Source organism: Brevibacillus brevis NBRC 100599, from assembly GCF_000010165.1.
GTDB classification, from domain to species: domain Bacteria; phylum Bacillota; class Bacilli; order Brevibacillales; family Brevibacillaceae; genus Brevibacillus; species Brevibacillus brevis_D.
Genome location: NC_012491.1, coordinates 411,225 through 428,952, shown reverse-complemented (window position 1 = coordinate 428,952; position 17,728 = coordinate 411,225). Strand labels below are relative to the sequence as shown.

21 protein-coding genes are annotated in these 17,728 nt (G+C 48.5%); 10 read left to right on the top strand and 11 right to left on the bottom strand.

The window, feature by feature from the left end; translation table 11 throughout:
* Positions 1-67: 67 nt before the first annotated feature.
* Positions 68-826, bottom strand: coding sequence for an MBL fold metallo-hydrolase (locus BBR47_RS02385; protein WP_012684169.1), 759 nt, complete (start codon positions 824-826; stop codon positions 68-70).
* A 118-nt stretch (positions 827-944) separates the two neighbouring features.
* Between BBR47_RS02385 and BBR47_RS02380 the strand changes: the two genes are divergently transcribed.
* The 3 genes from BBR47_RS02380 (at position 945) to BBR47_RS31760 (ending at position 1,908) form a co-directional block, all read left to right on the top strand.
* Positions 945-1,358 carry an Lrp/AsnC family transcriptional regulator gene (locus tag BBR47_RS02380; RefSeq protein WP_012684168.1) on the top strand — a complete coding sequence of 138 codons (414 nt, stop codon included), beginning with the start codon at positions 945-947 and terminating at the stop codon, positions 1,356-1,358.
* Positions 1,359-1,456: 98 nt separating this feature from the next.
* Positions 1,457-1,747 carry a hypothetical protein gene (locus BBR47_RS02375; RefSeq protein WP_012684167.1) on the top strand — a complete coding sequence of 97 codons (291 nt, stop codon included), beginning with the start codon at positions 1,457-1,459 and terminating at the stop codon, positions 1,745-1,747.
* A gap of 26 nt (positions 1,748-1,773) precedes the next feature.
* Positions 1,774-1,908, top strand: coding sequence for a hypothetical protein (locus BBR47_RS31760; protein ID WP_012684166.1), 135 nt, complete (start codon positions 1,774-1,776; stop codon positions 1,906-1,908).
* 50 nt (positions 1,909-1,958) lie between these two features.
* Here BBR47_RS31760 and BBR47_RS02370 read toward each other — a convergent pair whose 3' ends face one another.
* Complete coding sequence (locus BBR47_RS02370; RefSeq protein ID WP_012684165.1) at positions 1,959-2,303, bottom strand: cupin domain-containing protein; 345 nt, start codon at positions 2,301-2,303, stop codon at positions 1,959-1,961.
* Between the two features lie 230 nt (positions 2,304-2,533).
* Between BBR47_RS02370 and BBR47_RS02365 the strand changes: the two genes are divergently transcribed.
* Positions 2,534-3,697: a cation:proton antiporter gene (locus tag BBR47_RS02365; RefSeq protein WP_012684164.1), complete on the top strand. Its 1,164-nt coding sequence runs from the start codon at positions 2,534-2,536 to the stop codon at positions 3,695-3,697.
* Positions 3,698-3,786: 89 nt separating this feature from the next.
* Entirely contained in the window at positions 3,787-4,944 is a 1,158-nt protein-coding gene (locus BBR47_RS02360; protein ID WP_012684163.1) for a glycerate kinase, read from the top strand.
* Position 4,945: 1 nt separating this feature from the next.
* Here BBR47_RS02360 and rpmG read toward each other — a convergent pair whose 3' ends face one another.
* The 3 genes from rpmG to BBR47_RS02345 all read right to left on the bottom strand — a co-directional run bounded on the left by rpmG (position 4,946) and on the right by BBR47_RS02345 (position 7,460).
* Positions 4,946-5,095 (bottom strand): 50S ribosomal protein L33, encoded by a 150-nt coding sequence (gene rpmG / locus BBR47_RS02355; protein WP_012684162.1) that lies wholly within the window; start codon positions 5,093-5,095, stop codon positions 4,946-4,948.
* Between the two features lie 24 nt (positions 5,096-5,119).
* The gene (locus BBR47_RS02350) at positions 5,120-6,334 is read right to left on the bottom strand and encodes a GTP-binding protein (protein ID WP_012684161.1); all 1,215 of its coding nucleotides are present in this window, start codon (positions 6,332-6,334) and stop codon (positions 5,120-5,122) included.
* Positions 6,335-6,503: 169 nt separating this feature from the next.
* Positions 6,504-7,460: a hypothetical protein gene (locus BBR47_RS02345; protein ID WP_012684160.1), complete on the bottom strand. Its 957-nt coding sequence runs from the start codon at positions 7,458-7,460 to the stop codon at positions 6,504-6,506.
* A 254-nt stretch (positions 7,461-7,714) separates the two neighbouring features.
* Between BBR47_RS02345 and BBR47_RS02340 the strand changes: the two genes are divergently transcribed.
* The 4 genes from BBR47_RS02340 (at position 7,715) to BBR47_RS31870 (ending at position 11,504) form a co-directional block, all read left to right on the top strand.
* Entirely contained in the window at positions 7,715-9,079 is a 1,365-nt protein-coding gene (locus BBR47_RS02340; protein ID WP_012684159.1) for a hypothetical protein, read from the top strand.
* A 37-nt stretch (positions 9,080-9,116) separates the two neighbouring features.
* A complete protein-coding gene (locus tag BBR47_RS02335) occupies positions 9,117-9,824 on the top strand; it encodes a response regulator transcription factor (RefSeq protein ID WP_012684158.1) in 708 nt (235 codons plus the stop codon).
* Positions 9,811-11,205, top strand: a complete 1,395-nt coding sequence (locus BBR47_RS02330; protein WP_041749213.1) for a sensor histidine kinase — start codon at positions 9,811-9,813, stop codon at positions 11,203-11,205. Before BBR47_RS02335 ends, BBR47_RS02330 begins: the two co-directional genes overlap by 14 nt.
* A 188-nt stretch (positions 11,206-11,393) precedes the next feature.
* Entirely contained in the window at positions 11,394-11,504 is a 111-nt protein-coding gene (locus BBR47_RS31870) for a putative holin-like toxin (protein WP_012684156.1), read from the top strand.
* Between the two features lie 325 nt (positions 11,505-11,829).
* On the opposite strand, the gene BBR47_RS02325 is transcribed toward BBR47_RS31870, so the two are convergent.
* Entirely contained in the window at positions 11,830-12,462 is a 633-nt protein-coding gene (locus tag BBR47_RS02325; RefSeq protein WP_012684154.1) for a nitroreductase family protein, read from the bottom strand.
* A 127-nt stretch (positions 12,463-12,589) separates the two neighbouring features.
* Here BBR47_RS02325 and BBR47_RS02320 point away from each other — a divergent pair, with 127 nt between their 5' ends.
* A complete protein-coding gene (locus BBR47_RS02320) occupies positions 12,590-13,345 on the top strand; it encodes an SDR family NAD(P)-dependent oxidoreductase (protein WP_012684153.1) in 756 nt (251 codons plus the stop codon).
* 57 nt (positions 13,346-13,402) lie between these two features.
* Here BBR47_RS02320 and BBR47_RS02315 read toward each other — a convergent pair whose 3' ends face one another.
* The 5 genes from BBR47_RS02315 to BBR47_RS02295 all read right to left on the bottom strand — a co-directional run bounded on the left by BBR47_RS02315 (position 13,403) and on the right by BBR47_RS02295 (position 17,649).
* Positions 13,403-15,076, bottom strand: a complete 1,674-nt coding sequence (locus BBR47_RS02315; RefSeq protein ID WP_012684152.1) for a b(o/a)3-type cytochrome-c oxidase subunit 1 — start codon at positions 15,074-15,076, stop codon at positions 13,403-13,405.
* A gap of 15 nt (positions 15,077-15,091) precedes the next feature.
* A complete protein-coding gene (locus BBR47_RS02310; RefSeq protein ID WP_012684151.1) occupies positions 15,092-15,559 on the bottom strand; it encodes a cytochrome c oxidase subunit II in 468 nt (155 codons plus the stop codon).
* Positions 15,560-15,582: 23 nt separating this feature from the next.
* Positions 15,583-15,750 carry a hypothetical protein gene (locus BBR47_RS30760; RefSeq protein WP_012684150.1) on the bottom strand — a complete coding sequence of 56 codons (168 nt, stop codon included), beginning with the start codon at positions 15,748-15,750 and terminating at the stop codon, positions 15,583-15,585.
* 197 nt (positions 15,751-15,947) lie between these two features.
* The gene (locus BBR47_RS02300; RefSeq protein WP_012684149.1) at positions 15,948-16,604 is read right to left on the bottom strand and encodes a response regulator transcription factor; all 657 of its coding nucleotides are present in this window, start codon (positions 16,602-16,604) and stop codon (positions 15,948-15,950) included.
* Positions 16,576-17,649 carry a PAS domain-containing sensor histidine kinase gene (locus BBR47_RS02295; RefSeq protein ID WP_026133877.1) on the bottom strand — a complete coding sequence of 358 codons (1,074 nt, stop codon included), beginning with the start codon at positions 17,647-17,649 and terminating at the stop codon, positions 16,576-16,578. The genes BBR47_RS02300 and BBR47_RS02295 overlap by 29 nt, the downstream gene beginning before the upstream one ends.
* Positions 17,650-17,728: the final 79 nt, after the last annotated feature.

The window sequence follows — 17,728 nt, the reverse complement described above, 5'->3', positions numbered from 1 at the left end:
TTTTCGACAACGTCAAAAGCCCCGCTATAGCCTGCGGAGCTTTTGTTTTTTATTACGATTCGGTTCGTCATTGAAAAGAGATGATTTCGCCATCCTGCGGAACATGTACACGTCCAGACAGCTGTTTTTCCTGCAAACATTCATTCAATTCCCGGCGGCTGAGCAAGCAATGGTTCCACGTCTCCATGTGGGCAACGAGAATTCGGCTGTCGGGTACGGCATTTGCGACATGGACGATATCCTCCTTCGTCATCGTGATCGGGTCTCCCGTCAAGAACCGGGCCGCACCTGCGAAAACAACGATCGTATCCGGACGATATTCAGCGATGGCCTGTTCCACTTCCTCACACCAAATCGTATCCCCCGCCACATACAGCGTCTGCTCACCAGCTCGCTGTAGAACGAAGCCAGATACTTGCCCCATTTGCTGTCCAATTTCCCCTGTTCCGTGTTGACCACCTGTCCGATGCAGGTGAATACCTTGCCATGTATACGCCTCTTCGATGGCAATGACTTGTTCGAGGCCATGCTGCACCAGCTTTTCTCGATCAGGTGGCTGGCAAAATACAGGCAAATGCTTCGGGAGAAGTCGGATGGCCGCTTCATCGAGATGATCAAAATGGGTATGCGTCACCAAGACGGCGTCCACGCCAGCGAGTACTTCCTCCACGGATATGGGCAATTCTACTCCTGGATTCGGGCGCTGATTCGGCGTATTTGGTACGGCTGGCAATTCGCCCTTGGAGCTAAACATCGGATCGACCAAAAATGTCTGCCCTGCATATTCCACACGCAAGGTAGCATGTCGTACAAGCTGAATCTGCATATCATTTCTTCCTTTCCTCGTTATCGCTATAATGGATGTACGTTTATTGTATAAGGCCGTGAACGGTTGCCGCGAAACGATTGCTGGCTTCCCACTTTCGCCGTGAAAGGAGTTACGCATGCTAGACCAAATTGATCTCTCCATCCTTGCCTTGCTACGCAAAAACAGCCGCTTGCAGTGGAAGGACATCGGCGAACAGGTCCATCTAAGCGGTCAAGCCGTGGGCAACCGCATTAGACGGATGGAGCAGCAAGGGATTATTCAAGGCTACACGACGCTCATTGATGAAGCTAAAATTGCCCCTTTCCTCACTGCTCTGGTCACTATGTTCATGACCACTACCGATCATTCTCTCTTCACGCGTTTTATAAAAAGTCGCAGCGAGATCGTCCAAGCACATCGCATTAGCGGAGAAGGCTGCTATTCCATGGTGGTACATGTTCAAGATCAAGAGGCCCTCAATCATTTTTTAGATGCCTTGCTTCCTTTTGGGAACTACCGTGTCAACCTATCGATTAACAAATTGAAATAGTTGGTAGTTTGTCAATGTATTCGCTCTCATAAATTTTTAAGATTGCACGATTTTGTGAACAAGAGTAGAATGAGGAATACGAAAGGAGGAGAATCGCCATGGAAGATATGCTGTTATTGCTGTTTTCGCTGGAAGATTTCTTCGCCTTGGTCGCGATTTTTGTAGGATGCTTCACTTCTGCTTTTTGTCTCAGACAGTGTTGCCTGCAAAACCGGGCTCTACCTCAGAACGTCACGGATATGTACCGACCTCCTATTAACACATTGTTGGTTGAGACTTATCCAATGGCGGCAAGGCAACCGCAGCGCCTTCGCTTATTCAGGCGCATGCAGCATACAGACAGCGAAATGGATACATATGGTTCCTTTGTTTTGGATCGCGTAGCGTAACGAACATCCAAAAGGAGGTTGATCATATGATCGCCAAATATATCGGAGAAGCTTTGTTGTTTATTGTGGGTCTGCCTATTTTTGCTTACCAAACATTCGAAGGAATACATGCATTGGCAGATTTCTTCGCGCAAGTATCCGATTTTACCAATTTCAAATAAGCATGACACATACAAAAGCCTGACCGCATCCTTTGACGGTCAGGCTTTCTTTAATTTTCCTGGATGCGGTCTCCTCTTGTTGTCGGCTGCGAGATCACAAGAAATTCCACATCCTCTGCTCCCTCGTTTTTCATCTGGTGTTTGACTCCCGGAGGCACTTCTACCCCTTCCTGCCTGTTGATCACATTACGAACGCCATCCACTTCGAGCATAGCCTGTCCTGACAGCACGAAGAAAAACTGTCGCGACCTCTCGTGATAATGGCGAACTTCTGCTGTATTTCCTGGCATCCGCTCATGAATGACGCTGAGCTCTTGGCCTTTGACCAGATGCCAGCCATCACATTGATCTCCCCAATGATAATGCTCTGCATTCTCTTTGCTGATTTTCGCCATGTCTGTTCCTCCTCCAGTTTTTGCTCTATCTTCACACGCTGAGGAGCATTTGTCACCAAGTGTTTACTTTTTCTGCTGGCTTTGTTATAATATTTGTGTACGATAAGTGAATATTTGATTCGCAACTGGAGGAGCCTGTCATCATAGGGTTCTTTTTGTCTTTTTTTAGCCGACAAAAAGAAAGCTGTGATTGCGGGCTCTTTTTTATTTTGTAAAAAGGGGGAAACCACATGCTTATTTTTCAGCTGGCTGTCATTTTGATTGCCTCCAAAATCGCTGGTGATATCAGCGTACGGCTGGGACAGCCATCCGTTTTGGGGAAACTGCTCATCGGTATCGTTCTAGGTCCTACCGTTCTCGGGCTAGTCACAGACACAGAAATCCTCAAGGAAATTAGTCAAATCGGGGTTATCCTTCTCATGTTTATCGCAGGCTTGGAGACCGATATTGATGAGTTCAAACGCACTGCCAAGTCTTCAACCAGCGTAGGGATCGCAGGAATTGTCATGCCACTTGCACTCGGTTATGGTGCCGGGATTGCGATTGGTCTCTCCAATATTGAAGCGATCTTCCTGGGCCTGCTGCTCTCTGCTACCAGTGTGAGTATTTCCGTACAAACGTTGAAGGAATTGGGCAAGCTAAAATCAAGAGAAGGCGCAACGATCATGGGAGCTGCTGTCATTGATGACGTTTTGGTCATCCTCGCGCTCGCTTTCTTGATGAGCTTTGCTGGCGGGGACGTAAATCTCGGCATGGTGGTATTGAAAAAGGTCGCGTTTTTTGCCATCGTCATCGCTCTTTCCTGGAAGGTTGTCCCTTGGGTTTTGAAAAAATTTGCTCCGTTGCAGGTTACAGAATCGGTCATTTCCGCAGCACTCATTATCTGTTTCCTGTTCGCTTATTTTGCTGAATACACAGGGGTTGCCGCCATCATCGGTTCCTACATCGCCGGTGTAGCCATCAGCTTAACCAATTACAAGACAGAAGTAACGCACAAGGTCGAAACTATCAGCTACGCGGTTTTCGTGCCAGTCTTCTTCACCTCGATCGGGGTAACGGCACAGTTCTCTGGCATCTTGGAAAATCTCGGATTGATTGTGCTCTTGAGCGTCATCGCGATTGTCTCCAAGCTCATCGGTGGTGCTTTTGGTGCAAAAATCACAGGCTTCCCATGGAAAAACTCAATGGCCATTGGTGCTGCCATGGTATCGCGTGGAGAAGTGGCACTCATTATCGCCGCCATTGGTTTGGAGAACAATTTGCTCACGCAAGACATGTTTGCCGTCCTGATTGTCGTCGTACTCTTAACCACTATCGTCACTCCACCAATGATGAAATGGTTCTTCTCGAAAACGACACAGCCAGAAGAAATGGCATTGAAAAAGAACGCCTAACACAACCAAGACTGTTTCTCGCCATAGACGCGGGAGACAGTCTTTTTTATTATGGTAAAAACACCCTACCTGATAGGAGGAACACCGTCATGAAAATTGTAATCGCTCCGGATTCCTTTAAAGGCAGCCTGACTGCCAAACAGGTGGGCGAAGCTATTCGCTCAGGGATTCAACGCGCACTCCCGCAAAGTGAACTCATCGTGAAACCGATGGCTGACGGCGGCGAAGGTACTATTCAATGCCTGGTCGATGCCACAGATGGCAGAATACTGACCGCCACCGTAAAAAACCCGCTTGGAGAGGACATTTCTGCTGAATTCGGTATTTTGGGTGACGGTGTAACCTGTGTGATCGAAATGGCTGCTGCATCTGGCCTTTACTTGATTTCTGCCGCAGATCGCGACCCGTTTGTCACGACGACCTATGGCTTTGGTCAGTTGATTACGGCTGGACTGGATCAAGGCTGCCGCAAGTTCATTCTGGGACTGGGTGGCAGTGCTACCAATGATGGAGGCGCTGGTATGCTCCAAGCCCTCGGATATGTGCTTCTCGATCAAAACGATCAGCCACTCTCTTTTGGAGGGGGGGAATTATCACGACTGAGCCGTATTGATACCAGTCAGGTTGATAAGCGGCTGACTGACTGTCACTTCGTCATCGCATGTGATGTCACCAATCCTTTTGTTGGACCCAATGGCGCTTCTCACGTTTTTGGCCCGCAAAAAGGAGCTACACCCGAAATGGTGCTGCAATTGGATGATTATTTGCGCCATTTCGCTGACTTGATTGAAAAGACCCGCGGCATCGCCATTCACGATCTGCCTGGAACGGGTGCTGCGGGTGGTGTCGCTGGTGCCCTTCTCGCTTTTCTAAATGGTCAGCTGCGTTCCGGTATTGAAATTGTGATTGAGACAACCGGACTCGCTGAAGCCATGGACAAAGCCAATCTTGTGATCACAGGCGAGGGCCAAGTCGACTTCCAGACTGCCCAAGGAAAGACGCCATGTGGAGTCGCCCAAGTCGCGCAACGATACGGCATTCCCGTCATCGTCCTCGCTGGCTCCATTGGAAATGGCATCGACACCCTTTATGAAAAAGGCGTTTCTGCCGTTGTCAGCATCACCAACAAACCGATGACGCTGGATCAATCGATGCTCGAAGCTGCCTCGCTTTTGGAGCAGACAGCCGAGCAGGTTATGCGGATTGCTACTATCCCGCTCCAGCATTCTGTTAACCGTATCTTTTGAATTACTTTGTTTCCCTATGAAGGGTATAGCGCTTTAGTCGCGGGGAGTACTTTTTCAGTTCCAATCGCTCGGGATGATTCCGTTTGTTTTTGGATGTGATATAGTTGCGATCTCCGGTTTCGGTGCATTGCAGAGTAATGTTCACACGCATGGATGTCAGCCTCCTCTTTTTTGTTTACAAGGTCGTCTCGATAACAGCATCTGCTGTTGGGAGTGGATCGGGCAAGTTACTCCAGTCTGCCTCGTATTCCTCATCGGTCAGGAGACATGCATCGAGATGCTTCACGATTTGCTCCTGGCTCAGATCAATTCCGATAAACACGAGCTCTGTGGTTCGATCCCCATGTACGGGATGCCATGTTTGCTGCCAATCCGGCTCTTCTACCAGAATGGCTTGTTGCTCTTCTGCCGATAACGCCGCTGTCCAATAGCCTGCCGTTCCGATTTCGATGGATGGCCCCGCCTGACTGAGTGTCATCGCCACGTCATTTCGTGTCGCCAACCAGAAAAATCCTTTGGCACGTACAATCTCCTCTGGCCAATCCTCCAACCACTTTTCGAAACGGGCTGGATGAAACGGCCTGCGACTGCGATACACGAAGGAGGAAATTCCGTACTCGTCCGTCTCAGGTGTATGCACTTCCTTCTGGAGCTCAGCAAGCCATCCCGCTGATTGACTGGCAGTCTCGAAATCGAACAGATGGGTATTCAAAATTGCTTGCGGGTCCACCTGTCCACGAACAGCACGGATGAAGCGAGCATGTGGCTGTAGCTTGCGCAGAATCGCTTCCAGCTGGATTAAATCATCTGGAGCAACGCGATCACATTTGTTCAGAATCAACACATCACAGAATTCAATCTGGTCGATCAACAGATCCGCTACCTCACGAATATCCTCTTCACCAACTGCCTGCCCTCTGTCCAAAAGGTTTTCGCCGGACGAAAAGTCATGCCAAAAGCGGTACGCATCTACTACGGTCACCATCGTGTCCAAGCGGCATAGGGACGATAAATTGATGCCATTTTCTTCGTCTACGTATGTGAAAGTCTGGGCGACAGGAACCGGCTCGCCTACTCCCGTCGATTCAATCAGTATGTAATCATACCGTCCTTCCAAAGCCAGACGCTCTACCTCCGTCAGCAAATCCTCTCGCAAGGTGCAGCAAATGCAGCCATTCGACAGCTCTACGACCTTTTCATCCACGCGTGAAAGACCACTACCCGAAATAATAAGAGAAGCGTCTACATTTACTTCGCTCAAGTCGTTAACGATCACGGCGACTCGTAGCCCATCCCGATTGTTCAGGACATGGTTCAGTATCGTTGTTTTGCCCGCTCCCAAGTACCCGCTCAGGACTGTGACAGGGATTTTCTTTTCAATCATGTTCATGCTAGGTTCTCCTTTTCAGTTTTCTCAAAACGTAATTATTACGATTTGATGGTTATCATAACGCATCGAAATATCCAGAGTCAACACAAAACGTAATTATTACGATTTAATAAACTGAAGAAAAATCAGCCAGATTTCACTCTGACTGATTTCGTCCACGCCTACTCTCCTATTGTTTTTTTGCCTTATTCATCCCAACCGCTTCACCATAAACCCCAATGACTGGCTGGTACGCCTGACGATCATTTAATTTCCCCTGGTCGACGACTGGCTGCGGGCGATTTTCTTTCCACGTAAGCTGACTATACACATGACCTGTCGCAGTCGGCATTGTGACGAGGATGTCTTTCACCTGATCGGCATTACCATCTGTAATGGCGAGCTTCGGAAGAATACCACTGTCGTGCTTTCCTACAGAGATAAACGTCTGCTGATTATCCTTCCCTTCCCGAACCACGACACGCAGGTTATGGGCCGTCTGATTCATCGATACGCCCATCTTATCGCCTACAAGGAAAATGTGATCCTTGATGTTGTCCCCTGTCACGTCTGCATACTTCGTGTCGAGGACAAAGGTACTATCGCTGCTCATACTGAAGCCGCTATTGATCGTCACATCTGTCGACGGCATATTGTCCCAGTCTGCTTTTTGAACCGTTACCTGTAAAAGCTGCGGTTGTTTGTCAACGACGTTCCACACACTTGTCGCCACTGCTAAACGATCCTCTGTGTTCAGTCCATGCAGGATTTGCTTGCCCATGTAACGCAGGTTGCCTTTCGCATCCCGGAAGGGCACCAGCTCCACCAGCTTTTCTGTATATCCATTGGTTGCCTTTTGCAGCTTTCCATTGGCATGATAAATCCCTTGCTTCACGTACGTAGCCTTATTGTCCGATATATCTACTGTACTCGTCGCTTTTGTTTTTGTGTTCGTTACTTTTGCCACAAATCCATCGACAAATTGTATGGTGAACGGGATATTTTGCTCTGGTTGCAATAAGACTACCGGCGCAAATGCTTGTGATTGGGTGCCCGTCGCTTGAACTGGGTCAGCCCCAACACCCGAAGCCATGAGAACCGTGCCGCTGCAAAGAACTGCCGCCATTGTTTTATGCCATGCTTTCATCCTATTCTCCTCCTTCGTATAGATAACATCCAACTCCTATCCTACATTTTTAAACGAATTTGCTAGGTCAATTGTTGCTAGTACAATGTTCCCTGTTCTCTCGCACTTTTTTCCTGTATAAGGTAGCTTAGAGCATGTTCGTTCGTTCATGAAAAGCTCAAAAACGGGTTTTTTTACCGTTTTGCAACAAATTTGCGGGATGGGCAAGCTACAATATAGTCAAATGGATGCAGCAATAGAAAGGAACATTTGAAATGAAAAAGGCTTGGCTCGTAACGACAGCACTCTGCGCCTCGCTTGTTAGCGGTTGCGGACTCACAGATACACCCAATGAATTGATGCGCGCCCCGTCAGCAGACGGCGATCAAAAATCGATCAATCAGGCCGTCATGCAATTTTTGCCGGCTGGGTCACAATTATCTGTTCCTCTTCATCCCGCAGAAGCCAGTGCCGTCTCCCTACAGGACCTAAACGGAGATGGGGTTGCAGAGGTCGTCGCTTTTTACAAAACCGAAAAAACCGATTATGAAATCGGTGTGCTTGTGCTTACCCAAAAGCAAGGAAACTGGGAAAAGCTCTCCTCCTTTACGGGTGTCGGCAGTGAATTGGATTACGTCTCCTTTCAAGATCTCACAGGGGACAAAATTCCAGAAATGCTGATTGGAATGGGCGGCGGCGAAGATTTGAACAAGGAGCTCTCCGTTTATTCGCTAGCGAATAATATGACCCAGGAATTGATGAAGCAGCCCTATACCATTATGGCCGTAGGCGATTTGACAGGAGATAATCAGGAGGATCTCGCTCTCGTTGTTCTCGATAAAAATAACTTCACATCCAAAGCCGAGCTGTATGGGGCGGCGAACGGCACAATCGCCAAAAAGACGGAGCTAGCCCTTGACGGATATGTGAATGGCTACTATCAGGCTATCATCGGAAAAGCATCACCAACCCGAAACGGACTATTTATTGATGCTGGATTAGGTGCTCACTCTGCTTCCACTGAACTACTCCTCTGGGACAATGGACAACTGTCCAACCCTTTGGCAAAAATAGAAGGAGAGATGGACCTGACCTTCAAGCCGTATTCTTTGGAAAGTGAAGATATCAACGGTGATGGCATCATCGAGATCGGCACAAAGATACAACCCGCTGGGACAGAGGATTTAGCCATGGCAGAAATCCCTTGGGTCTCCTCCTACTTCCAATGGGACGGGAAAACGGGCTTGAAACACATCGAGGATCATTATCAAAATTACTCACAGGGCTTTGACCTCAAGATTCCGGCAAAATGGGGCGAAAAGTACACCATCTCCATCAACCATGATACGAATCCACTTCTAGTCCGATTCCAATATTACGGTGCGAATGGGAAAAATAAGGCGGAATTACTAACGCTGCAAAGCATTCCACAAAACGAATGGATCAAATTTGAGAGCGGATTGAAGCAAAAGCAAGTTCCCTACATTTTGCTGAAGGAAGAGGGCAAACAAGTTTTGATCGCCATTTTACCGCAAACAACCCCTACCCTTGGAAAGGCTGCTCTCGCGGAATATCGATCCATGCAGCTTACCGCGGAGGAGATTCGTCAGCTCTACAAACCGATGACGAACCGGGAATAAAGTGAAATAGTAAATCCTTATCAAGGAGATTTGCCCAATGAAGGTTCTATTACTGGAAGACGAGAAATCCATCCGGGATTTTGTGCGCATCAATCTCAAACGCGAGGGCTATGAGGTGATCGAGGCTGGCACCGGAGAAGAAGCACTTGATCTCGCAGATCAACAAACGGACATCGTCATCGCAATTCTCGACGTCATGCTCCCCGGCATTGATGGCTTCGAAGTATGTGGGCAGCTACGAAAAAAATATCCGCGTCTCGGGATCATTATGTTGACGGCGAAAAGCCAGGAGCTGGACAAAGTCATGGGTCTCGAATTCGGGGCGGACGATTACGTCTCCAAGCCGTTTAGCCCTGCGGAACTGCTGGCCCGTGTCAAAGCGTTGCACCGCAGATTGACACCCATCCCTGAAGCCGAGGACAAAAATGAAATTAACATTGCCCCCTTCAGACTATTGCTCGATGAACGAAAGCTAATTCGGACGGAACAAGAAATTGACCTCACGCCAAAAGAATTTGCCATCATCAAATTACTCGCAGAAAATGCGAACAAAGCCATCAGTCGGGACGAGATTTTGACAGCAGTTTGGGGTCAATTTTTTGTCGGGGATTTAAAAATCGTTGATGTGAATATCCGCCGAATCCGGCAAAAAATCGAGGACGATCCGGCTCATCCAGCTTTCCTGGAGACAGTCTGGGGGTATGGCTACCTGTGGCGAAAGGACGTCCCAGATGAAAGGCATTAAGAGTAGGCTGGTTCTTCATTTCGGCCTGATCCTCCTTCTGATCGTGTTGCTTTTGGAGGGACTGTTTTACTGGGCCGTTCATACGTATTACATCGGGACTGCGACCGAAGCATTAGTGACCCGCAGCACGACTTTCACCAATTTTATTAACAAGTATGCCACTGGCTATCGGTTAAAAGACAAAGCACGATACATTTTGGAGAATGTTTCGAATCAGGAATACGCCAAAATTGAGGTCTTGGACCCAGGGGGAAAGGTCATTCTCAACTCCTACGGCTTTCAGACCAGCGAGATTATCAATACCCCTGATGTGATGGATGCCCTCAAGGGGCAAAGTGGTCTCTACATCGGGAAAAGTCCACAGTCGCGGGAGCGCGTCATCGCGGTGTCCAACCCGCTTACGTACAGCGGAGAATTTGTAGGTGTTCTGCGGTACACGATCTCTGCTGAACCGCTCTACCAAGCAGTAAATCGCATTGCCTTGTACGGCGCTGGCGTTGGGACAGGCGTAGTCATCCTGGCTTTTGCACTCAGCCTGCTCATGGCAAAACGAATCGTTGACCCTATCGAAGATTTAACCAACGCGGCTAAACAAATGGCAGAAGGAAATTTTTCTGTCCGCGCTCCAAAACGATTCGATGATGAGGTAGGAACTCTCGCGGATACTTTCAATTACATGGCAACGGAGATCGGGAAAAACGAAAAGCTGAAAAATGACTTCATCTCCTCTGTCTCCCATGAGCTGCGCACCCCACTTACGTCGATTAAAGGGTGGGGCGAAACACTCATTTCGGGTGGTTTGGAAGAACCTGAGGAGACGATGCTCGGTCTGGAGGTCATCTCCAAGGAGACAGATCGTTTGATCGGGCTCGTCGAGGAATTGCTCGATTTCTCGAAGTTTCAATCCGGTGAGATGAAATTGTCTCGTGTGCCCATGGATGTCCGGGAGCTTCTCCAAGATTTGCATCTTCAATTTTCAGTACGTGCCCATGCAAAACAAATCGAGTTGAAGCTGGAGACTCCCCCCACCCCACTTATCGTTATGGGAGACCCGAATCGGCTGAAGCAAGTATTTGTGAATCTATTGGATAACGCATTAAAATTCACGCCACAAAATGGCTCGATCGTTATCGCAGCTTCCTTGTCAGCTGATAGGCTTCTTGTCACCGTCACGGATACTGGCGAAGGCATTAACCCGGAAGACTTGCCGCATGTCACAGAAAAGTTTTTCAAAGGACGCTCCAAACTCTCCGGCAGTGGTCTGGGATTGGCAATCTGCAAAGAGATCATTCAGCTCCATGCCGGGCGGTTTTCGGTCAGCAGTGCCCTTGGTCAAGGAACATCGATTATGGTCGATTTACCGTTGTTGGCGAATCAATAAGGCAGGAAGAGCGAATCGCTCCCCTGCCTTTTTTCGTGAGAAAGTATAAGAGGAATTGACTCGTCACTTTCGCTTGTTCCCGGTAATATTTCTATCAGGTATTTTCATTGTCTTTCCTTATCACTTTTCGTAAAATTAAGGTAATTCAATAGAACGAGATCTCTCAAGGGTGGTCGGCTCACTCTCTCATGTCTAAAAACGAGGGGGTGATGCTGGTGGAGGTTTATCAAGCGCTGACGCTTATGTTTATGTTTGGCATGTTCATTTTGGCGCTGCTTACTTACCTCAAAAAGAAATAGACCGCCCTTGAGCTTGCGAGGCCAGGCGGCGGTCTTTTCACTGTAACACATATGGAGCCGCTCCCTTGTAGGAACGTCTATTGAAGTAACCGTGGGTGCGGGAACACCTACGGTTTTATTTATATCCGAATCCATTAAGAAAAAACCTTATACGATATAGAGTATATCATATCATATCTCCAATATAACATGTTAGTTGATATACGTTCAATCTTTGATTGACGCTTCGGAAAAAGCAAACTTGCACAATGAAGCAACGGAAAAAACTCACCCTTGCCGCATATATATGTGGCGTGGATGAGTTTTTTGCTGTTGGAACACGCTATTAGAAGCTATTTTGAATAACCAATTGATCCAAGCCGAAACGGGAAGTCGAATAAGCTTGCACGCTTGCTTTCCCCAAAGTCAGCATGAGTGTTGGCAAATAGCGGGATGGGATGTTCAGCTCTTTAATGAGCGCATCACGGTTGTATCCACCCATTGGGCACGTGTCGTATCCTTTTGCTTTTGCCGCCAGCATGAGCTGCATCGCTGCATAGGATGAATTACGGATTGCTTCATCACGCGCGATTTCCGGGTTGTTATTGTACGCCCCTTCGATTTGTGCGATCATGTTCTCCCGCACTTGCTCTGTAACGTAACCTTTTGCCAATGCTTCGTCATAAACAGGGCGAGCAGACTTATAAGCTTCCAAATCGCCGAGAATGATGATCGTAGCGTAAGCATCCACTACCTGCTGCTGGTTGTATGCGATTGGGAGCAGTTTTTCTTTGATCGCAGGATCAGTTACGACGAGAAAACGCCAATGCTGCAAATTCCAAGCCGATGGCGCACTTGCTGCAAGACGCAGAATTTCGTTCAGCTCGCCTTGTGGAATTTTTCCATTCGGATCGTATTTACGTACGCTGTGACGGGCTTCCATTACCTGTTCAGCGGTAATTTTCAGTTCTGTATTCATGATTGAATCTCCTCCATACTGTATAGTACGCTGTTAAAAAGATACTACTTACTTTATTATCGTTACAAACATTTTGCAATCACTTTTTACAATTCGCTTCATACCCTATTGTTTGGAGGCACTCTCGATGAAATACACGGATAACATTGTCATCGTCACTGGCGGTGGCCAAGGTATCGGACGGGCTGTCGCCACCATGTATGCTACCGAAGGAGCACATGTCGTCATCGCCGAGTACAATCGTGCTGCGGGAGAGGAAACGGCATCGCTAATCAACTCGACAGAAGCAGTGAAAGGTACTGCACACTTCGAGCACATCGACGTCAGCGTACCAGCGCAGATCGAACAATTGATGAGAACCGTCGATGAACGCTGGGGGCGACTCGATGCCTTGATCAACAACGCGGGCTTGTCTGTATGGGAATCTCCCTATGAACTGACCGTTGAAGCATGGGACCATATTTTGAACACGAATTTGCGCAGTGTTTTTCTCGCATCGAGAGAAGCAGCCAAAATCATGCGTCGCCATGGTGGAGGCGCGATCCTTAATCTTTGTTCGACGCGGGCGCACATGTCCGAGCCACACTCGGAGGCATACGCGGCTTCCAAAGGAGGCATTTTATCCTTAACACATGCGCTTGGTGTCTCACTCGGCCCCGATGGGATTCGCGTCAACGCGATCTCTCCCGGCTGGATTGAGCACCGCGATTATGCCGCTCTTCGTCCCGGTGATCATGCCCAGCATCCGGTAGGTCGCGTAGGAACACCCGACGATATTGCCCGTGCATGTCTATTTTTGACACAAAAGGACAACGATTTCATTACGGGTACTGAGCTGATTATAGATGGCGGAATGACCCGCAAGATGATATACGAACCATAAAAATAGGAGAGCCGCTCGCTTCCAAATGGAATGAGCGGCTTTTTCATACGTATCGTCTTACCAAGTCACAAAAGGAGGCGAGCCTGGTGCTTGGTGCTGAATTTGTTGCAAAATCGGATAACCGTACGCGAGAATAATCAGGAAGGCGACCAATCCGATCCAAACTGGCCAGCGCTCCAAAATTTTTGGAACTTCTTGCGTTGTCTCTGTCTCGGCAATCGGATATTCTGTATTCCCTTTTGGTGCGTAGAAAGTCAGATACAGCAAGATCAGGATCAAGAGAATCGCAGATACGAACAACAGTCCTCCACCAAAAGCCATCAGGCGCTGGTAATCCATCCAGCCCAGAGCTAACGGGTGATCCATATACGTTGTGTAGTCCGTGCGGCGTGGCGCCCCTTGCAAGCCCATCGTGTGCATAGCGAGCGACATCAAGAACATTCCTACTGCCCAGAATACCGTCTGCACCATTCCCATCCGATTCGCAGTCTTGGTCAACTGCCTTCCGGTCAATGCTGGAATTAGCCAAAAGGTGACACCGAAGAAGGTGAGCGCAACAGCAGCCCCTACCGTGATGTGGAAGTGACCGGTAACCCAAATCGTATTGTGCACGACCGCGTTAATCTGGTTACTTGCGTTAATAATTCCCCCAGCTCCGCCAGGAATGAAGAACAGCATCCCTACAAATGGAGCAAAGAAACGTACGTCTGTCCAAGGCAGTTTTTTGAACCAACCGAAAAGTCCAACTCCTCCTTTTTTACGTCCAGTTGTTTCAAAAATGGCAAACATCGAAAAGGCTGTCATCAAAGACGGGATTACAACAATCAGCGTCAGTGTCACGTGGATCATTTTCCATGCTGGTGAGATACCCGGCTCCATCAATTGGTGGTGGAACCCGACAGGAATCGAGAACAACAGCAGGCAGATAAAAGCGAGTCGACTGAGCGAATCACTGAAGATGTGACCGCCAATGATTCTTGGTAAACATACATACCAAGCCATATAAGCAGGCAATAGCCAGAAATAAACGAGTGGATGACCGAAAAACCAGAACAGCGTACGGCTGAGCATGATATTAATCGTCGGAACCAACCCGAGTGACCACGGGATGAGTTGGAACAGAACCTCCACCGCTACAGGAATCGTCGCAGTAATCCACAAAATGTAAGTAGTGACTCCCATGTAGAGGAACAGCGGAGACGTTTTCCCTTTATTTTCGCGTTTCCATTTGCGATAGCTGGCAAAAACCCCGAATCCCGCTAGCCAGCTGCCTACTACGAGCAAGGCAGAACCAATGTAAAAGTACGGAGATGCTTTCAGTGGTGCGTAGAACGTATAAAGGACAGAGGCTTCATTCAACAGAATGGTGACAACAGCCATCAACGTCCCTAGCGTCATGAGAATCCAGCCGGCCCATCCAAATTTCAGGGCGGCTCCGTGCAAGGAACCACCTGTCGTGCGGGCGACTCCTGAGAAAATAAATCCGACGATGAAGTACGTGGTAAAAATAAGTGCCATCAACACGCCATGAGCGGTCAAAATTTGATAGTAATTTGTCCAGCTCGGTAGTTCCATGATTCCACCGCGAACCATGCCCTGCACCATCCCAGCCACAGCTGCCAAACCGAATGCAATATAAGCTACCCACACATAGGCCAAACTAAGCCTTGCCGCAGAACGCTGAACCGGGACATGGGGGAGTGTATCTTCGACCTTCCGTGCGATTACCATAGGATTCACCTACCTTTATTTCACAATAATTGTGGTCGCCATTACCTGATGACCTGCGCCACAGTATTCGTTACAAAGGATTAAATACTCACCTGGCTTGTCAAACGTGTGTGTCGCCGAGCTGATGTGTCCAGGCAGAACCATGAAGTTAATGTTGGTCTCTGGAATCTGGAATCCGTGAATAACGTCTGGACTTGTGACGTGGAAATTCACCGTTGCGCCAACTGGTATTTCCATCTTGGTCGGAGAGAAGCCGAAAGCAAATGCTGTCATGTAAGCGTCGTATTCGTTGTCTCCTACCTGTTTCAAGCCTGGTTTATCAAAAGGAGGCGTCTCCGTAACCTTCTCCGGATCAATCATTTCCATATTACTTGGCGGAGCCATCCCCATGGCAAACGCATTGACGCACAATAATACAATAAATAAGGCCAAACCGCCTGCGCCAAGCATCAACCAGATTTTTTCATATCGATGCAAATGCATAAGTACCCTCCTTTACTTCCTTATTACGCCCTATCCAGGAAAAGCCCAAATACACCCAACCAACCGACTAGAATGATACCTCCGACGATCAGAACCGCGACAAACGTTCCCTTCAAGTCTTCCTGGTCCGTTTGCAGCTTGCTGGATTTTGATTTCTTGCCTTTCTCCGCCTTGTTAACTTGCGTCTCCATCGCGCTCTTCTCCTTTCCTACGTGCCTCACGGGCGCGGTGTAGTTTTCACGCCTTCATTCTAACGCTGGAACCCCTTGGAAGTAATTCGGGGAAATCCCCTAAAATGTTCCGGGAAACCCCTGATTTCGACCTTTTTATGACCATTTTTGGTCACAGGTTCGACACAAAAAAAGACGACCCCGTGTTGGGATCGTCCTTACTCAAAATCCAGCCAGCCCTTCTTAATCGCATACCGCACCAAATCAGGCCTCGTACGCAGGTGGAGCTTTTCCATAATATGCGCTTTATGCGATTCTACCGTCTTGACGGAAACAGTGAGCTGCTCGGCAATTTCCTTGTTGCTGAAGCCCTTTGCGATCAAGACCAGCACTTCTTTTTCCCGATCAGTCAGGATGTCGTACTTGGCCTGCTCTTCACCGTTCTTGACCATTTGCAGAAATTCCTCGATCAGAGATTTCGTCGCAGATGGATACAAATACGCCATGCCCTGATTGACCGAGCGGATCGCCGTGATCAAATCGAGGTCAGGGGCGCTTTTTAAAATATAGCCGGCAGCACCAGCTTGCAGTACCCGAAACAAGTATTCCTCGTCATCATGCATCGTAAGCACGAGCACCTGAATGTCTGGTGCCGTTTCCTTCAGTCTGGCCGTTGCCGTCAAGCCGTTTTCCCCAGGCGGCATGCTCAAATCCATCAGGACGACGTTGGGCCGGACTTCCCATGCTTTTTCACATGCCTCTTTTCCGTCAGCCGCATATCCGACGACTTCCATGTCCTCCTGAGCGTTGATCAGCATCCCCAGCCCAGAGCGTACAATCGCATGATCATCGGCGATCAAGACACGAATGCTCATCCTCTACCCCCTCCTTCGGCACCGGAATTCGGACGATCACCGTCGTTCCTTCCTCGGGTGCGGAGCGAATATCAACGGTACCACCAAGCAGCTGGGCACGCTCCTTCATGCCAAACACTCCGAGACCTTTGCCGATTTTCAATGTTTTCTCTACTTCAAATCCTACACCGTCATCCACAATCGTGACGACAATTTCCTTCTCCCTATTCTCGAACATGATTCCTAGATGGCTCGCCTTTGCGTATTTTGCCGTATTAGTCATGGCTTCCTGTACAATCCGGTACAGTGCTGTTTCCATCGCAGCGGAGTATCTGCGTTTTTCCCCCTGAACATGCAGCTCCACCTGGATGTGAAACGTCTTTTCCACCCGTTTCATCAACGAACGTAAGGCAGGCAGTAAACCGAGATCATCCAGTGCAGATGGACGCAGCTCCAGTGCCATACGCTTCACTTCCTCCATCGCCTTGGAAGTCATATTCACTAATTCCGCGACATGCTGCATAACCGGCTCGCTCAATTCTCGTTGTCTGACTACGTTTAGTCCCACTAAAATACTATAAAGCGCCTGCCCTACGCCATCATGCAGCTCCCGGGCGATGCGCTTTCGCTCTTCTTCTTGTGCTTGGATCGCAAAATTCGTCAGCTTGTACTGGTAGCGCTCTTTTTCCACTCGCTGTTGCGCAGACATATCACGCAAAATCATGACCAGCTTCCCCTGCGATTCATCCTCTAGCCTCGCTGAGCTGGCAGCGACAGGGTAATCCACACCCGATTTCGTTCGGAGCCTCATTTCGAATGAAGGCATTTGCACGCGCTTAAAAAAGCAATCCGCGCAGCTCGTTTCTTCCATACACGTTGCCATTCCGAGACACAGCTCGCAAATATGTTTATCTCGAATCAGCTCTTCTTCTGTCCAGCCCGTCATCTGCTCCAACGCAGCATTGGCTTTTACGATTCGTCCCTCCTGATCAATCACCAGGATCGCATCGCTGACGTTGGCAAAGATGGACTGCATCAGGGAAAGCACTTCACTCGACGTACCCATGGCTCCTCCTTTTGAGACAATCATCCTAACGTTATTGTAAAGTTTCCATAAAAGAAAGTGTATCAGGGAATTCCCTGAA

Coding starts and splice junctions, on each gene's coding strand:
- BBR47_RS02380 (WP_012684168.1), top strand. CDS start 945: ATGCTAGACCAAATTGATCTCTCCATCCTTGCCTTGCTACGCAAAAAC.
- BBR47_RS02370 (WP_012684165.1), bottom strand. CDS start 2,303: ATGGCGAAAATCAGCAAAGAGAATGCAGAGCATTATCATTGGGGAGAT.
- BBR47_RS02360 (WP_012684163.1), top strand. CDS start 3,787: ATGAAAATTGTAATCGCTCCGGATTCCTTTAAAGGCAGCCTGACTGCC.
- BBR47_RS31760 (WP_012684166.1), top strand. CDS start 1,774: ATGATCGCCAAATATATCGGAGAAGCTTTGTTGTTTATTGTGGGTCTG.
- BBR47_RS02325 (WP_012684154.1), bottom strand. CDS start 12,462: ATGAATACAGAACTGAAAATTACCGCTGAACAGGTAATGGAAGCCCGT.
- BBR47_RS02365 (WP_012684164.1), top strand. CDS start 2,534: ATGCTTATTTTTCAGCTGGCTGTCATTTTGATTGCCTCCAAAATCGCT.
- BBR47_RS02295 (WP_026133877.1), bottom strand. CDS start 17,649: ATGGGTACGTCGAGTGAAGTGCTTTCCCTGATGCAGTCCATCTTTGCC.
- BBR47_RS30760 (WP_012684150.1), bottom strand. CDS start 15,750: ATGGAGACGCAAGTTAACAAGGCGGAGAAAGGCAAGAAATCAAAATCC.
- BBR47_RS02315 (WP_012684152.1), bottom strand. CDS start 15,076: ATGGTAATCGCACGGAAGGTCGAAGATACACTCCCCCATGTCCCGGTT.
- BBR47_RS02340 (WP_012684159.1), top strand. CDS start 7,715: ATGAAAAAGGCTTGGCTCGTAACGACAGCACTCTGCGCCTCGCTTGTT.
- BBR47_RS02385 (WP_012684169.1), bottom strand. CDS start 826: ATGCAGATTCAGCTTGTACGACATGCTACCTTGCGTGTGGAATATGCA.
- BBR47_RS02335 (WP_012684158.1), top strand. CDS start 9,117: ATGAAGGTTCTATTACTGGAAGACGAGAAATCCATCCGGGATTTTGTG.
- BBR47_RS02300 (WP_012684149.1), bottom strand. CDS start 16,604: ATGAGCATTCGTGTCTTGATCGCCGATGATCATGCGATTGTACGCTCT.
- BBR47_RS31870 (WP_012684156.1), top strand. CDS start 11,394: ATGTCTAAAAACGAGGGGGTGATGCTGGTGGAGGTTTATCAAGCGCTG.
- BBR47_RS02320 (WP_012684153.1), top strand. CDS start 12,590: ATGAAATACACGGATAACATTGTCATCGTCACTGGCGGTGGCCAAGGT.
- BBR47_RS02310 (WP_012684151.1), bottom strand. CDS start 15,559: ATGCATTTGCATCGATATGAAAAAATCTGGTTGATGCTTGGCGCAGGC.
- BBR47_RS02375 (WP_012684167.1), top strand. CDS start 1,457: ATGGAAGATATGCTGTTATTGCTGTTTTCGCTGGAAGATTTCTTCGCC.
- rpmG (WP_012684162.1), bottom strand. CDS start 5,095: ATGCGTGTGAACATTACTCTGCAATGCACCGAAACCGGAGATCGCAAC.
- BBR47_RS02345 (WP_012684160.1), bottom strand. CDS start 7,460: ATGAAAGCATGGCATAAAACAATGGCGGCAGTTCTTTGCAGCGGCACG.
- BBR47_RS02350 (WP_012684161.1), bottom strand. CDS start 6,334: ATGAACATGATTGAAAAGAAAATCCCTGTCACAGTCCTGAGCGGGTAC.
- BBR47_RS02330 (WP_041749213.1), top strand. CDS start 9,811: ATGAAAGGCATTAAGAGTAGGCTGGTTCTTCATTTCGGCCTGATCCTC.